Annotated in this window: 11 protein-coding genes; 4 read left to right on the top strand and 7 right to left on the bottom strand. The window is 68.7% G+C overall.

What is annotated here, in order from left to right; genetic code table 11:
* The first annotated feature begins 42 nt into the window (after positions 1-42).
* The 3 genes from IEX71_RS17850 to aceE all read left to right on the top strand — a co-directional run bounded on the left by IEX71_RS17850 (position 43) and on the right by aceE (position 5,223).
* The gene (locus tag IEX71_RS17850; protein ID WP_229749835.1) at positions 43-1,380 is read left to right on the top strand and encodes a DUF6986 family protein; all 1,338 of its coding nucleotides are present in this window, start codon (positions 43-45) and stop codon (positions 1,378-1,380) included.
* A gap of 27 nt (positions 1,381-1,407) precedes the next feature.
* Complete coding sequence (locus IEX71_RS17845; RefSeq protein ID WP_188838377.1) at positions 1,408-2,226, top strand: bifunctional allantoicase/(S)-ureidoglycine aminohydrolase; 819 nt, start codon at positions 1,408-1,410, stop codon at positions 2,224-2,226.
* Between the two features lie 237 nt (positions 2,227-2,463).
* A complete protein-coding gene (gene aceE / locus IEX71_RS17840; protein ID WP_188838376.1) occupies positions 2,464-5,223 on the top strand; it encodes a pyruvate dehydrogenase (acetyl-transferring), homodimeric type in 2,760 nt (919 codons plus the stop codon).
* Positions 5,224-5,293: 70 nt separating this feature from the next.
* Here aceE and IEX71_RS17835 read toward each other — a convergent pair whose 3' ends face one another.
* Complete coding sequence (locus IEX71_RS17835) at positions 5,294-6,349, bottom strand: glycerophosphodiester phosphodiesterase family protein (RefSeq protein WP_188838375.1); 1,056 nt, start codon at positions 6,347-6,349, stop codon at positions 5,294-5,296.
* 375 nt (positions 6,350-6,724) lie between these two features.
* On the opposite strand from IEX71_RS17835, the gene IEX71_RS17830 reads away from it, so the two are divergent.
* Positions 6,725-7,372 carry an AfsR/SARP family transcriptional regulator gene (locus IEX71_RS17830; RefSeq protein ID WP_188838374.1) on the top strand — a complete coding sequence of 216 codons (648 nt, stop codon included), beginning with the start codon at positions 6,725-6,727 and terminating at the stop codon, positions 7,370-7,372.
* A 462-nt stretch (positions 7,373-7,834) separates the two neighbouring features.
* Here IEX71_RS17830 and IEX71_RS17825 read toward each other — a convergent pair whose 3' ends face one another.
* From IEX71_RS17825 to IEX71_RS17800, 6 genes are all read right to left on the bottom strand, one after another.
* Positions 7,835-8,080 (bottom strand): hypothetical protein, encoded by a 246-nt coding sequence (locus IEX71_RS17825; protein WP_188838373.1) that lies wholly within the window; start codon positions 8,078-8,080, stop codon positions 7,835-7,837.
* Between the two features lie 63 nt (positions 8,081-8,143).
* A complete protein-coding gene (locus IEX71_RS17820; RefSeq protein ID WP_188838372.1) occupies positions 8,144-9,259 on the bottom strand; it encodes a glycoside hydrolase family 71/99 protein in 1,116 nt (371 codons plus the stop codon).
* Positions 9,256-10,821 (bottom strand): hypothetical protein, encoded by a 1,566-nt coding sequence (locus IEX71_RS17815; RefSeq protein WP_188838371.1) that lies wholly within the window; start codon positions 10,819-10,821, stop codon positions 9,256-9,258. Before IEX71_RS17815 ends, IEX71_RS17820 begins: the two co-directional genes overlap by 4 nt.
* Positions 10,818-12,176: an alkaline phosphatase family protein gene (locus tag IEX71_RS17810; RefSeq protein ID WP_188838370.1), complete on the bottom strand. Its 1,359-nt coding sequence runs from the start codon at positions 12,174-12,176 to the stop codon at positions 10,818-10,820. The genes IEX71_RS17815 and IEX71_RS17810 overlap by 4 nt, the downstream gene beginning before the upstream one ends.
* Positions 12,173-13,753, bottom strand: a complete 1,581-nt coding sequence (locus tag IEX71_RS17805; RefSeq protein ID WP_188838369.1) for an ArnT family glycosyltransferase — start codon at positions 13,751-13,753, stop codon at positions 12,173-12,175. The genes IEX71_RS17810 and IEX71_RS17805 overlap by 4 nt, the downstream gene beginning before the upstream one ends.
* A complete protein-coding gene (locus tag IEX71_RS17800) occupies positions 13,750-15,858 on the bottom strand; it encodes a metallophosphoesterase family protein (RefSeq protein ID WP_188838368.1) in 2,109 nt (702 codons plus the stop codon). Before IEX71_RS17800 ends, IEX71_RS17805 begins: the two co-directional genes overlap by 4 nt.
* Between the last annotated feature and the right edge of the window lie 14 nt (positions 15,859-15,872).

Raw genomic sequence — 15,872 nt, 5'->3', positions numbered from 1 at the left:
CCATAATACGGAATAATGGAACTGGGACCGAGAGGAGCCACCGTGCCCGACTTCCGCACCGTACTCACCAATCGCCTCGACGACGCCCTGGCCGACGCCGATGCCGACCTCAGCAGGCGTTACCCAGGATCTCCGACCGGACGTTTCCCGGTCCACACCGTCTACCTGCCCGCCGATCGCTGCACCGCTGGTGATGTCCGCCAGTTCGCCGCCACGGCCCGTGACCTGCTCGCGACCTACGCCCCGGATGCCGACGAACTCGCCCGTGCCACAGGCGAATCCGTCGATGACGTCGCTGCCGTCTACGACCGGTTGGTCGCCAAGCTCGAGCAGGACCCGATCGAGGATCTGCGCGCCGACTTCGAGGACGGCTACGGCGTCCGCCCCGACGAGACCGAGGACAAGCACCTCGCCGGAGTGCTGTCGGCCTTCCGCGAGCTCGCGGCGAGCGACGAGTTGCCCACCTGGCACGGTGTGCGATTCAAGTCTTTCGAGGCACCGACCCGTGCTCGCGGCGTGCGGACGCTCGTCGACCATCTCAGCGGTATGGCGCAGGCCGGCCTCCTCGAGGGCAATGTCCTGACGTTGCCCAAGGTGACGAGCGTCGACCAGGTCGCAGCGATGCACACTGCGTGCGGCGCCCTGGAGCAGGAGCTCCAATTGCCCTCCGGCAGTGTGACTTTCGAGATTCAGGTCGAGACCCCGCAGGCGATCCTGGCCGCCGACGGCACCGCCGCCGCGGCGCGGATGGTGCACGCGGCCCCCGGCCGGGTGAGCGCGTTGGTCTACGGCACGTTCGACTACAGCGCCGGTGTCGGGATCGCTGCGGCATACCAGGCACTGGACCACCCGGCCGCCGATCACGCGAAGGCCGTGATGCAGGTCGCCGCTGCGCAGACCGGCACGCGGATCTGCGACGGCTCGACCAATGTCGTGGCCTTCGGCGACCGCGCATCGGCGCACGCGACGTGGCAGCTGCACAGCGGCCTCGTGACCCGTTCGTTGATCCGCGGCATCTACCAGGGCTGGGACATGCACCCCGGACACCTGGTCTCCCGCTACCTGGCCAACTACCTCTTCTTCCGGCGGGCGCTGCCCACTGCCGCAGCGCGGCTGGCGGCATACGTGCAGCAGACGTCCGGCGGGGATGTCGTCGATTTTGATCCGGGACAGGCGCATGATGCTCACGATGCGTTGGCGTTGCAGGGAGCTCGCGACTCGCAACGCCAACGCAGCGTGAGCATCATGGACGAGCCGGCCACCGCCAAGATGCTCGCCGACGCCCTGCTTCGCGGTGTGCACTGCGGCGCCGTCGGCGCTGATGAAGTCGAATCCAACTGCGGTCTCACGGTTTCCGAGCTGACCGCTCTAACCCGATAGCACAGCCCCAGGACGAGGAGCCCACCGATGACCGAGTACTACACCCCGCGCGGCGGGTTGCCCGCGCAGACCGAGCTGACCACGGATCGCGCGGTCTTCACCGACGCGTATGCCGTGCTCCCCCGCGGCACCATGCGCGACATCACCACCAACCGGCTCCCCTTCTGGGACGAGACGCGGGTGTGGACGATCGCACGTCCGCTGACCGGCTTCGCCGAGACGTTCTCGCAGTACATCGTCGAGGTCGGCCCGGGCGGCGGCTCCGACCGACCGGAGAACAACGCGGAGGCCGAGGCGGTCCTCTTCGTGGTCGACGGCGACCTTCGGCTGGAGCTGGCCGGCGCCGAGCACGCGTTGCGCGCCGGCAGCTACGTCTTCCTCACTCCCGGCGCGCAGTGGACGCTGCACAACGAGTCCGCCGCGACGGCGACCTTCCACTGGATCCGCAAGCGCTACACGCCCGTCGACGGCATCGATGCCCCGGAGTCGTTCGTCACACACGAGTCCGACGTCGAGTTCGGCGCCATGCCGGACACCGACGGCCGCTGGTGCACCCAGCGCTTCACCGACCCCGACGACGTCCGGCACGACATGCACGTCAACATCGTCACGTTCGAGCCCGGCGGTGCGATCCCGTTCCCCGAGACCCACGTGATGGAGCACGGTCTCTACGTCCTGGAGGGCAAGGCGGTCTACCTGCTCAACAAGGACTGGGTCGAGGTGCAGGAGGGCGACTTCATGTGGTTGCGCGCGTTCTGCCCGCAGGCCTGCTACGCCGGCGGCCCGGGCCGGTTCCGCTACCTGCTCTACAAGGACATGCACCGGCACGCGCCGTTGGGTCTCTGAGTCTTTGACCCGACTCCTCGCTACTGACCAGTAGCCGAGACCGCCATCAGCAGCCCGCCCGGCCGGGTAGAAGATGGAATCAACCGGAAACCCCGAGAACAACCATCGCGGTCGCGCACCATGCGGCACGTGCACGGAAGTTGTTCAAGACAAGCACAAGCTCGGGATGTGTCGCCGTTGCAGGGAGCTCGCGACCGCAACAGGGACACAGACCGAGCCGCATGAGAGGAGCCACTCATGGCGCGCGAGGACGCAGGACCGATCCTCAATGGCATACCCAGCCAACTGCCCGACATCGACCCCGAGGAGACCCAGGAGTGGTTGGACTCCCTGGACGGGATGATCGCCGAGGGCGGCCAGACCCGCGCTCGCTACATCATGCTCAAGCTGCTGGAGCGATCCCGTGAGCAGCAGATCGGTGTGCCGTCGCTGACGGCGACCGACTACATCAACACGATCAGCCCGGAGGCCGAGCCCTGGTTCCCGGGTGACGAAGAGGTCGAGCGTCGCTACCGCGCCTGGATGCGCTGGAACGCCGCGATGATGGTCCATCGCGCACAGCGTCCGGGTGTCGGAGTGGGTGGCCACATCTCCACCTATGCGTCGGCCGCCACCCTCTACGAGGTCGGCTTCAACCACTTCTTCCGCGGCAAGGACCACCCCGGTGGTGGCGACCAGGTCTTCATCCAGGGTCACGCCTCCCCCGGCATCTACGCCCGCGCGTTCCTCGAGGGCCGGTTGTCCGAGGACCAGCTCGACGGCTTCCGCCAGGAGCACTCGCACGTCGTGCAGGGTCAGCGGATGGGGCTGCCGTCATACCCCCACCCGCGCAACATGCCCGGCTTCTGGGAGTTCCCGACGGTCTCCATGGGCATCGGCCCGATGAACGCGATCTACCAGGCGCAGTTCAACAAGTACCTCCAGGGACGCGGCCTCAAGGACACCAGTCAGCAGCACGTCTGGGCGTTCCTCGGCGACGGTGAGATGGACGAGCCGGAGTCGCGCGGCCTGCTGCAACTGGCGGCCAACGAAGAGCTCGACAACCTGACGTTCGTCATCAACTGCAACCTGCAGCGGCTCGACGGCCCGGTGCGCGGCAACGGCAAGATCATCCAGGAGCTCGAGAGCTTCTTCCGGGGTGCCGGCTGGAACGTCATCAAGTGCATCTGGGGACGTGGCTGGGACCCACTGCTGGCAGCCGACCGCGACGGCGCGCTCGTCAACCTGATGAACAACACACCCGACGGCGACTACCAGACCTTCCGTGCCAACGACGGCGCCTACGTCCGCGAGCACTTCTTCGGTCGCGACCCGCGCACCCGTGCCCTCGTCAAGGACTGGTCCGACGAGGACGTCTGGTGGAAGCTCAAGCGCGGCGGGCACGACTACCGCAAGGTGTATGCCGCCTACCGCGCCGCGGTCCAGCACAACGGCCAGCCGACGGTGATCCTGGCCAAGACCATCAAGGGCTACAGCCTGGGCACGCACTTCGCCGGGCGCAACGCCACGCACCAGATGAAGAAGCTGACCTTGCAGGACCTGAAGGACTTCCGCGACTCGCTGCGGATCCCGATCAGCGACGCGGTGCTGGAGGACAACCCCTACCTGCCGCCCTACTACCACCCGGGCGAGGACGACCCGTCGATCCAGTACCTCCGCGAGCGCCGCACCAAACTCGGGGGCGCCGTGCCGGACCGACGACGCACCTCCAGTGCGCTGAAACTCCCTGATGACAAGGCGTATTCAGCCGGCAAGAAGGGCTCCGGCAAACAAGAGGTCGCGACGACGATGGCGTTCGTGCGCATCCTCAAGGATGTGATGCGCGACAAGGAGTTCGGCAAGCACGTCGTGCCGATCATTCCGGACGAGGCGCGCACCTTCGGCATGGACTCGTTCTTCCCGACGTCCAAGATCTACAACCCGCACGGCCAGCACTACACCTCGGTCGACGCCGAGCTGATGCTCGCCTACAAGGAAGCCACGAACGGGCAGATCCTGCACCTCGGCATCAACGAGAGCGGCTCGGTCGCGGCCTTCACAGCGGCCGGCACGTCATACGCGACGCACGGTGTGCCGATGGTGCCGATCTACATCTTCTACTCGATGTTCGGCTTCCAGCGGACCGGCGACTTCATCTGGGCGGCCGCCGACCAGATGACGCGCGGGTTCCTGATCGGCGCCACCGCGGGCCGCACCACGCTGACCGGCGAGGGCCTACAGCACGCCGACGGTCACTCGCACATGCTCGCGGCGACGAACCCGGCCGTGGTTGCTTACGATCCGGCCTACGGCTACGAGATCGCGCACATCATGCAGGACGGTCTGCGGCGGATGTTCGGTGACAAGCCGGAGGACGTCTTCTACTACATGACCGTCTACAACGAGCCGATGCAGCAGCCCGTCGAGCCGGACAATGTCGACGTCGACGGCATCCTGCGCGGCATGCACCTGATCGCCGAGGCGGCGGCTGACGACGCGGGGAACGCTCCCCGTGCGCAGCTGCTCGCGTCCGGTGTGGGTGTGCCGTGGGCGCTGGAGGCACAGCAGCTGCTCAACGACGACTGGGGCGTGCTGGCCGATGTGTGGTCGGTGACCTCCTGGAACGAAATGCGCCGCGACGGCGAGGAGTCTGACCGGCTGCGGTTCCTGCACCCCGAGGCGGAGCAGCAGGTGCCGTTCGTGACGCAGCAGCTGCAGGGACGTCCCGGCCCGGTGCTGGCCGTGTCCGACTGGATGCGGTCGGTGCAGGAGCAGATCCGCCCCTGGGTCCCCGGCGACTACGTCGCGCTCGGCGCCGACGGGTTCGGCTTCAGCGACACGCGCGCAGCGGCCCGACGGGTCTTCCACATCGACGGCCCGTCACTCGTGGTGCGCACACTGCAGGAGCTGGCTTCCCGCGGCGAGATCGACCCGCAGGCCGCCCTCGATGCCGCCAAGAAGTACGACCTGCTCAACCCGCAGGCCGGCAGCAGCGGCAACGCCGGCGGAGAGTCCTGACCGGACGACCCACCTGACGCAGTTCGGCCCCTCGGTGACGTGTCACCGAGGGGCCGAACTGCGCCGGTGTTCATTGGAAGATCTCGGACCGTGCGAGAGCGGCCAGGTCGACGTGGTCGGTGATCAACGCGTCGACCCCGGCCTGCAGGAAGATCCGCATCTCGTCCAGGACGTGGCCGAAGTCGGCGTCGCCGCCACTCGACCGGTGTCCGGTCGGCAGGAAGGCGTTCTCGGCGCGGAAGGTCCACACGTGCACCCGGAGGCCGAGAGCATGCGCATCGCGGACCAGCCGGGAGGGACCGCCCAGCGACCCGTCGGCGCGGCGCGGGATCACCTGGTCCTTGGCCGGGCCGATCCCGGTGAGCCAGGGTGCCAGCTTGTCGAGCATGGCCGGTGTCGTCAGGTCGGCATACGTGGTGCCGCTGCCCACTCCCGTGAGGTCTGCGGGACCACCGCTGGCCTCCGTGAGCATGATGGTCGGCGCGCTCAGCCCGTGCTCCTTGCGCAGTCGCAGCAGGCTGCGCGGCTCGAAGGTCTGCACGAAGACAGGCGCGTCCGGGCGGTCGAGATCCGCCTCGCGCAATGCCCGCACGAGAGGTGCCTCGAGGTCCAGGCCGAGGCTGCGATGTAGCTCGGGGCTCTTCAGCTCCGGGCTGAGACCGACGGACCTGCCGAGTTCTGCGGACAGCCGCGCGCGCAGCGCCAGCAACTCATCGAACGTCGCGATGCGCAGCCGGCCCTCGTAGATCGTGTTCGGCTGCCGCAGGCTCGCGAAACGCTCCCTCGCCCACAGGGTCTTCAACTCCGCGACGGTGAAATCACTGACGAACCAACCGGTCTCGGTGTTGCCGTCGACCGCCCGTGTGGCCCGGCGATCGGCGAACTCCGGCCGGTCCGCCACGTCGGTCGTCCGGGACAATTCCAGATCGTGTCGGCAGATCAGCACGTGGTCACGGGACGCCACCAGATCCGGCTCGAGCGAATCGGCACCCATCCGCGCCGCCAGCTCATATGACGCCAGGGTGTGCTCCGGTCGGTAGCCGCACGCTCCGCGGTGTCCGACGACCATCGGACCGGCGCCCGATCGCGCCCGCTCCGTCCGATCCAGCAGGTGGGTGATCGTCATCTGGTGTCCTCGAGATCGCTCCGACGCACGATGCCGAGGTCCACCCCAGCGCAGCGGAGCGACCCCGAAACGCCCGGCAGGCACACAGCACCTGACCACCGGGTGAACGCCTGTCGCAGGCGGGGGTGCACCGTCATTGACGGTGCCTGTGCGGGCCATTCGTCAGCAGCGCACAATTGTGCGGATCACACCCACCAGTGCGAAATATCGAGCCCGCCCAGCGCCTCTCGTTAAACTGGACGATTACATCCGGGGAGGTGTGAAACGAACAACGCACAGAATCCGGTTAGGACTTCTCCTCCCGGAAACCCGAACGAGTGGCACGTCCAACTGATCGGCGGCTACCGGCTGAGCCGGTGCAACCAGACGGTCAGCGTGTCCGGCGCTGCCCAACGGCTGGTCGCCTATCTCGCACTGCACGAGGACTCGCCCCGTCTGGTCGTGGCGGCCGGATTGTGGCCCGAGTCGTCAGACGAGCACGCGCTCTCGAACCTCCGCACCACGACGAGCCGGCTGCGCAAGACCGCCCCCGGGCTGCTCACGCCGATGTCCCAAGCGTTGCGGTTGGCCACCACCGTGCGCGTGGACCTCGTGGACGTGCTCGCAGCGGCTGAGACCGCGTACGAGGCGGAGGATCCGGCGGCGCTGGCCCGGAGGCTGGGTCGCGTCGGAGAACTGCTCCCGGGTTGGTACGACGACTGGGTGCTGTTCGAGCGCGAACAACTGCAGCAGCAGTTGATCAGTGCTTCGGAGACCCTCGCCGAGCGGCTGCTGTCCGCCGGCGACGTCGCTGCAGCCCTGGCAGCGGCCAACGCATCGATTCACCGAGAACCGTTGCGGGAGAGCGCACACCGCTTGCTGGTGCGGATCCATCTGGCCGCCGGCAACCGGGTCGAGGCGTGGCACGCCTATGAACGGTTCCGCAGGCGCAGCATCGCCGAGGTCGGACTGGCCCCGGACAGCAGCTTCCAGGCGCTGGTCGCCGAACTCGCCCGCGAGCGCCAACGTCGCCGCAGATCATGATGTCCGCGGCGTTCGCCATACCCGCCGCTGTCTTCCGGCACTCGGCGGCAGCATGGGACGCGTGTCGTCGTTGGAGCCGGGCGGTTGTTCGGGCCGCTGGGTGCGCGCTAGCCACTCCCCCACGTACGTCATCACCACGTCCGGGCTGGCGAGCACCACGGATTGCCCCACACCCGATGGGTCGGTCGTGGTCACCCGGGCTCGAAACGTCGGTCCGTGCCACACTCGCAGCACCAAGGCCCGGTCCTCGTTCGCCGATCCAGCCATGCCGTGCCCTCACCTCGTAGCTCATACTTCAGCACCGACGAGCCTCGCGACATCGAATGCGATGGCACCGCATCCGGTGGCCACCGGACTCGCAAGATCCAGTAGGACACAGCGGGCGCCGCTGGTGGGTGACGGTTTTACAACCGTTCCGTGACACCCGCTGCGGGCCGTCTCTCGTGGTGGACCCGATCGATCTCAGCCGTGTCGGTGCAAGCTGTCGGACCCCTGCTCCGGCCCGACGGCCACCTGCACGCCGGCACGCAGCAACAGCATCACCACCCGCTCGGGTACTCGCTGGCTACCGGTGCGGTTGCAGCGCGGGCAGGTGAATCGCATCGTGGGGTCGTTTCTGGCGCGTACCGGGATGTCGAGCTGTGCCGTCCCGGCGGCCAACTCGATGTCACCGCACCACTCGCAACTGGTGGTGATGATCTTCGCCATACCTCATCGTCGCGCAACTGCCTGTGAAACGGGAGTCGGCCTATCGATACACCGCCGCAGTGGTCACTGCCGCCGTCGGACGCGCGAGCGGTGTATGACGAGTCCGCCGAGGACGAGGGTCGCGGCAGTCAGCGTGCCTGCCGCCTGCATCCCGGTCCAGGGCGGACTTCGCAGCCGCTCGGTCGAGGTCGCCGGTGACGCGTCGTGCCGGTGCGGCAGATAGCCGGCCAGGGCGTCGAGTTCCTGTCGCCCGTATCGGTGTCCGGGCTCGATGTAGGTGTTCTCCGACCACTCGTTCCAGCTGATCAGACCGACCGCGTCGGGCCGGCTGGCGAAGGAGTCCTGCAGGCTCCGGATCAGCGTCTGCCCCTGGTCTCGAGGGACCGTGCGGGTGTGACCGAGGGTCCGCCCGTCGAAACCGGCGAGCGCCGGTGCCAGCCAGATCCCGTGGTGCTCATGCACCACGGCGGCCAGGGCGTCCAATCGTCCTCGGGTGTACGTCGTGCCCGGGTTGGCCGAGGACCAGTAGTAGGCGTCGCCATCGACATACGGAGCGAGACGCTGGTACTCGGCCGCGCTCTTGGCCGACGCCAGGAGGTCGGCCCGTCCGCCGAGCGCGGTGCGCACCCCACGGACATCGGCGACGGAGTAGTGCTGTGTCCCGGTCCAGATGATGACCGGCCGCCCGAAGCGCCGGGAGTCCAGCTGCGGACCCCACCGGTCCACCAGCTCGACCATGTCGTGGCGAACGGTGGCGACCGGTAGCGGACGTCCCTGGAAGTCCAGCGCTTCGTATACCACCCCGATGTCGAAGTGCCGCGGACCGGCCTCGTCCAACAACATCTGCAGACGCCGGTTGAGCACCGGGGTGCTCTTCCAGGAGGTCAGGAATCCGGACAGGCCTGCGGACTGCGCCTGGGCGATCTGCCGCTGCAGCACCGCGCGGTCGTCGCTGGAGTAGTCGCCGGCAATCGGGTGGTCGACCTTCGCGCGGTTCCAGGACGTGCGGTTGAACCATTGGTAGAAGTACGCGTAGACGGGAACGGTCTCGCGCCCGGCCGGGATGCTCGCGGCGGCTGTTGCTGGTGGGAACGTCAGGAACACGGCCGCGGCCAGCACGACCAAGATGCCACGTGCCCGGGTCGGTGCCGTCGCGCGCACGGTGCGGAGAAATGTCATGTCCGGTCCTCCATGGGCGCTCGACGCTGACGGCGTCTGTTCAGGTGTTTGCCGATGAGCACCATCGCTGCCGCGACGACCAGCAGCGAGGTGCCCAGCACCGCCAGGTCCGCGCGGGTGATCACTCGTAGGTCGGCATCGGTGTTGCGGGAGACGAGCACCGGGTACCGGCCACCGAACGCGGCTTGGACGACATGTACCTGGTAGAGCCCCCGAGGAAGCCCCTCGATCCGCGCGGGCGCCGTGGCGCGGACGCTGTCGCGTCTTCCGGACGGGTACGTGAGCACGGTGCGGGAGGTGATCGGACGACCCAGCAGTGCGTCGTGCACCGTGACGGTCAGCGCGTAGACCGACAGCGTGACCCGTCCCGAGTGCGCGTACGCCGGATCGACCCGCTGCCGCCCCGCGAAGACCGTGTTCCCACCGCCGATCCAGACCCCGGTCACGCTGTAGCGCAGTCGCCTCGCCAGCCACTGATCGTGTACTTTCTGCGGCTCGACGGAGGGCAGGAGGACCGGTTCGCCCAGCTGCGGCCGGCGGATGGTGATCGTCCGCCCGCTCTGGCTCAATTGCATCCGTTGGACCCGTGCCGCGGGGATGGTCTTTCCGTGCGGGTCGACGAACCGGAACGTGACCGGTCGGGAGACGGCGAGCGCCACCAGCAGGTGCCGTTGTCTCGGTACCCGCGGCCCGGTGGTGGTGGCGCCCATCACCCGGACGACTCGCCGCGCCGGGTCTGTGGTGTCGGAGTCAAGGAGTTTCGGTGGCGCGCGCGTCACGTTGAGGTCCGACACCGGGACGGTCACGGTGCCGGCTCGGCTGGTGGTGACGGTCACCGATCCCAGCCCGAGCGTCACCCCGGCCAGCTTCGGCACCGTTCGAATGGTGACCGTGCCGGCCACCGGTGCCAGCGACACGATCCACACCGGGTGATCGAGAGGGTCGAATCGCGGGCCGGTGGTGGTGACCGTCACCGGGTTCGTTGTGATGACCCGGTCAGCGGCCCAGGTCACCCGTTGGGTCACCAGCGAGCCGTGCCGCAGCACAGCTCGGCGGGCGAGGAGCGAGACGGTCTGCCCGGGCTCGGCGGTGTGCACCGTCCCGGTGACTGCGTGCAGGCGTATGGCGCGCACCTGGCCGGGCGACACACCGGATGTACCTGAGGCGACCCGCAGTGACAGAGTCGAGGTCAGCGCCAGCCCGATGGAGAGCCGGCTGACGTGTGAGGTCAGGTGCGGGGCAGGGTGGACGTGCGTCATACGGACGGTGGTGTCGGCATTCAGTCGGGAGCCGGCCAGGGTGACGCGGCGGGCGACGCCGTTCAGATCGGACACTGCGACGTTCGCGGTGCCCGCAGCGCCGGTGGTCACGATGGTCCCCGCGACGTCCAGCCGCACCCCCGGTGTTGCGGGAACCGTCTGCAGCTGGACGGTGCCCGACCTGCCGGGCGCGGCGGCGGACGACATCGGCATCGCCAGTGTCGGCACGAGCAGCATCGAGACCACGGAGACGACGACGGCACGGTGTGCGCGCGACCAGGCCCGCCGGGCGCGGATGATCATGAGCTGTCCTCGACCCGTGGAACGCGTCGGGTGTACCAGAGGGTGGCCGAGACGCCCGCAGCTCCGAGGAGCAGCACTGCCAGATAGCCGACGTACAACACGGCCCGGTCCGGTATGTGCGGAGCCGGACTCGTGGGGGTGACCCCCACCAACGCGGTTCTGGCCGGTGCAGCGCGGAAAGTGAATCGGCTCAACAGGTTCGGTGCGTTGCGGTCGCGGCCGGTCAGCGGCGGCAGCCCCCAGTTCTGCTCGATCAGCTTCAGGACGGCAGCGCTGTCCAGCGTGGTGTGGTCGAGTGTTCCGGCTCGCAGGTAGGGGCTGATCGCCACGGTCGGCACCCGAAGTCCGCGGTCGGCGCCGGCCCGTGCAGCGACCGGTGCGACGTGGTCGTACCACCCGCCGGGGTCGGCATACGTCAGGAACAGCACCGAGTCACGCGCCGCAGAGCTGCCCAGCAGGCCATTGGCGACGTCCCGCACCACTGCCTGTCCGGTGATGGGATTCTGCGGTGGCCGCTCCGTGTGCTGGGTCGTGACGACGAACGCGACCTGCGGCAGCGCGTCGTCGGCCAGGTCCCGGTAGTAGCGACTCAGCGACTCCACGTGTCCACGCAGCGGCTCCCCCAGCCATCGCTGCTCCGCCAGCAGCGGGACCCGGGCGACCTGCCCCTGCACGCGTTCATTTGCCGGGCCAACTGTTCGAATCGTCGAATTTGCCTGGTAGTTCTCGACATACACCTTCCAGGTGACGCTGGCCGCTCGCAGCCGGTCGAAGATCAACGGTGTCTCGCCCCATCCATGTGCCGGAACCGTGGAGACGGCACCCGGCGTGGTTGCAGCCACCGCGAACAGGTCGTTGGCGACGCTGCCACCGGGCACCGCGGCGAACCAGCGGTCGAAGACGACGCCACGATCCGCGAGCCCGTTCAGGATCGGCATCCGGTCAGGTGGGTAGTACCCCATCGCGGCGCGCCCGCTCGAACCGTGCAGTGCCTGTGCTCGCACGAAACCATCCATCCGGCCCCCGGCCACGGACGTGCGTTGACCGGATGCGGTGGCTGGCAGCGCGGCGTGCGGGGATCCGCCGACCGGGTACGGCGCCACGCACGGGGACGACGGGGTCGCGCCGGGCAGGCACACCGCGGGCAGACCGTCAGCGCCCGGACGGGTACCCAGGTAGTTGTCGAACGTGTGCCCCTGCTGCGTCATGACGACCACGTGCTGCAACGGCGTGCGGCTTCGGGCGGCTGCCACCGCGTTACCCGGCGCCACCGGAAGGATGACGACAGCGGCGAGCGAGATCAGCGTCGCCGCCGCGGATCGCGCAACCGTGCGGGTACGGCCATCGCCGGTCATGGCGTCACCCGGTAGATCGTGACGAGCCGTCGTCCGTCCGCAGACCGTTCGGTCAACACCGGTATGCCGTGGAAGCGGCGCACCAATTGCATTGCGCGCTCTGCGAAGTGGGCGGATCTGCGAGCCGAGAACCCGTCCCAGACGATGTACTGGTACTGCCCGCTGCGCAGCGCGTGGTCCGCGTTACGGATCGGGATGTATGACGGGTTGCGGTGCAACGGGTTGGGGCTGACCGACAGGCCGTCGGCGCGCCGCCCACCGTAGAACTGCAGGACGTTCGCCATCGAGGGCCCGATGGTGATCAGCTGGGTTCCGGGTGCGGTGTGACCGGCGATCCAGCGACCCGCTTCCCGGCCGCCGGGAAGTCCACCGGCACCGGCCAGCCCTGATGCCGTCGGCGACACGATCCCCGCGATCGATGGCACGAGCAGCGTCGCGACACACCCGATCGCCAGCAGTCGGCCGCCGACCGCGCGAACACGCCCTGCCCGACCGACCCGGGCCAGCGCGACCGCGGCGAGCACCGCGACCGGCGGCGCCAGGGGCGCGAGGTAGGCGAAACCCTTCGTCGGCCAGATCTCGAAGTAGAGCAGCGGCACCCCGACCCAGCACAGCAGGAGCGTCTCGCGCCAGCTCAACCTGCGGCGGAACAGGACCAGTCCGGCACCGGCCACCGCGATGAGCACCAATCCGATCGAGCCACCGACGACCACCGGGTAAAAGCCCAGTGAGTGGTTCGGAGGCCGGGACAGTTGCCACACCAGGTAGGACTGGCCGCCGCGAGCGCCGCCCGACAGGCTCGTCAGCACCGGGTAGGTCAGGGTGAGGGTCATCGTGAGTGCGCCAGCGGCGATCGGGTAGCGCACGGGGTGCCACAGCCTCGTGGCCAGTGCGATGAAGGCGAACCCGGCGCCGAGCAGGATGACCGCGGGCTCCTTGCACAGGGCCGCCAGGCCGAGCAGCATCCCGGCCGCGGGCAGCAGCCGCCCGTCGCCGCGGCGAGCCGCGGCGGCGAACGTGGTCAGGGATGCCGTGGCGAAGAACGTCATCGGCCCGTCGAGCATGAGCTGGCGACTGATCACCACGTGATACGGCATCACCGCCAGGAACAACGCGGCGAGTGCGCCGACCCGGGCGTCGTAGAGCGTCCTGCCCAGGACGTGGACCAGTGCGATGGTGCCCACGCCGAACGCGGCCGCCACGTAGCGACCGGGTTGGTCCGGTACACCGCTTCGGTACAGCGGCGAAACGAGGATCTGCACCAGCAGGGGATGCGCCCGGACGATGGGGAACAGAGGTGTGAAGTGCGGGTTCCCCGCCAACGAGGCGCCCTGTCCTGCATACACCGCCTCGTCGCTGTTGAGCCCGACCGATCCGAGCCCGACCAGGCGCAACGCTGCACCACTGACGAGGGCGACGACGAGGACGACGGTGCTCGCCCGCGGCCGTCGGTGCAGTTCCTGCCACCGGCGGGTGACCGGTGCCAACCCTCGGCGCAACTGCTCCGCGAGGACCGGGGCCGGCGGACGGGGAACGCGTGCCCGAAGCTGCGCGGCCCGCGCCGCCTGGTCGGTCACCGGACGCCCGGGCGCAGGGCGACAGCGCGCAGATCCGACGACAGCGCATTCGAGGCTGCGACCGCGTTCGGCGCCATCCACGTCGGCGCGAACGACGCGTCGTCGAACGCCACGTCATACGTGCGGCCCGTCTGGGTGTCCCCGATCTGCAACGCGGCGTTCGGGGCCGTGCCGACGTCCGCGGCTGCCGAGGACAGCGACGCGACCGGCGCGCCGTCCAGCCATACCTCCAGCCGTCCAGTCGCTGTGCCCGCCGTCGTGTCGACTGCGCGACGGACCTCGAGCGCGTGCCAACCGGGTGTGACCGTCACGGTGCTGGTCACCGACGATCCGGTGCTGTCGTTGTGTATGCCGAGGTGCCCGCCCGCGGTGACGTACGCGTACGCGAGCGATGCCCCGGACGCGTCCCGCAGGCGCAGCAGGTTGACCTGTGCCTGCTGGGACACGATCGCGAACCACACCTGGCCGTAACCGTCCGCGTACCGACCCGGGAGGGACTTCTTGGCGTAGGTGGCGCCGTTCGTGGTGTTGCCGCGCGCGGCAAGGGAACCGGCGTGGACCAGGTCACTCTCGACGATCAGCCCGGCGGAGCTGCTCCAGGCACCCATGTTCCCGGCCTCGAAATCGTCGGCGAACACCGGTCCGGCCGGCGGTTGCCCGGCGGAGAGCGGGAACTGATAGGTCTGCACGTCGAAGGTGCGCCCCAGCGAGTCGGTCGGCGCGACCGTGACCTGCGTCCCCGAGACGGTCACCTTCAGGAAGTGATAGACCTGCGTCCCCGATGCCGGGCGGGTCGCGGCCCCGCAGGCGGTCCCACTCGATTTGGTCGGCGACCAACCGCGGCCGTAGGCGTCGACAGGACTGCACGGGCCGACGGGCTCCAGAGTGCCTCCACCTCCGCCGGTGACGTAGCTGACCGGCATCCCCGGCGCGCTGGGCAGGTTGCGCTGGTAGAGGTGCGCGTGCCCGTTGAAGACCATCTGGACGCCGTGCGCGCCCAGCACGCCCTCGAGATTGTTCGGACCGCTGAGGTAAGTGTCCGAGGACTGGGTGAGGTTGTCGGCATACAAGGGGTAGTGGAAGAACGCGAACTTGAGCTGGGTGGGGTGTGACGCGAGGTCCGCCAGCAGCCACTGATACTCGGGAGCACCGGGTGCCCAGTGGGCCGCTGCGTCGTTCGCGTATGGCGTGGCGGTGCCCTTGTTGGTGTCGCCCCAGGCGGCATCCAGCACGTAGAAGCGAGCGCCGCCCGCGGTGAAGGCGTACCACTCACTGGCGTAATGGGACGAGAACGTGCCGTTGACACAGCAGTAGACGTCGTCCTGGTAGCGACCGTTCGACCCGGCGACGGCGGAGTCCTGGGTCCACGTGGTCAGGTCCGTGTGCGAGGTGCCCGACAGACCGTGGTTCCCAGCAGCGGTGAAGATCGGGGTGTTCGGGCTCGGGACCGTCCAGAAGCGGGGACCGAAGATCGCACTGGTGCTGGCCCCCGTCTGCTGCAGGTCGCCGTAGTTGACCTGGTTGCCGCTCGGGTACCCGTTGTCACCGACAGTGACCATGAAGCGTGCTCCGCTGGCCGCGACCTGACTCATCACGTTCGCCGCGTCGGGGTTGGTTCCGTCCGCATTGACCATGCCCCAGTCGCCCATCACGTCGAAGGTGAATGGTGAGGTGTCCCCCGGCTGCTGCTGGGTGACGAAGGTCGGTGACGGGTTACCCGCCATGAGGTCCGTACCGTCGAGAAAGACGCGGTAGCAATAGGTTCCGGTCGTCGGCAGGCTGAGGTGGGCGGTCCACTGATACTCGCTGACGGTCCCGACCGTGACCGACTTGCGGCTGGGCACCAGTGTTGTCGCGAGGGTGCAGCCGGCGGTCGTGACCGGGCCGTAGGTCACCGTCGCGTTGGTCGCGGATCGGTCGGTAGCGAAGTTCACGGCCACACCCAGTCCGACGAGGTCGGTCAGGTACGGCGCCCGCGACAGGTGGGCGTTCAGCGGCGAAGCGGCCGGGCTGGCTCCGACCGCGCCCGCCCCGACGAGCGCCAGGACCGCAGCGACAATCACGGTCGTCGCAGCGCGCAGAGCGCGCCGTCGGCCGGTGCCCATCATCTCCTCCGCCT

It is taken from the genome of Flexivirga endophytica, from assembly GCF_014640635.1.
GTDB lineage: Bacteria > Actinomycetota > Actinomycetes > Actinomycetales > Dermatophilaceae > Flexivirga > Flexivirga endophytica.
The sequence above is the reverse complement of the archived record's forward strand: the minus strand, read 5'-3'. Positions and strand labels throughout refer to the sequence as shown.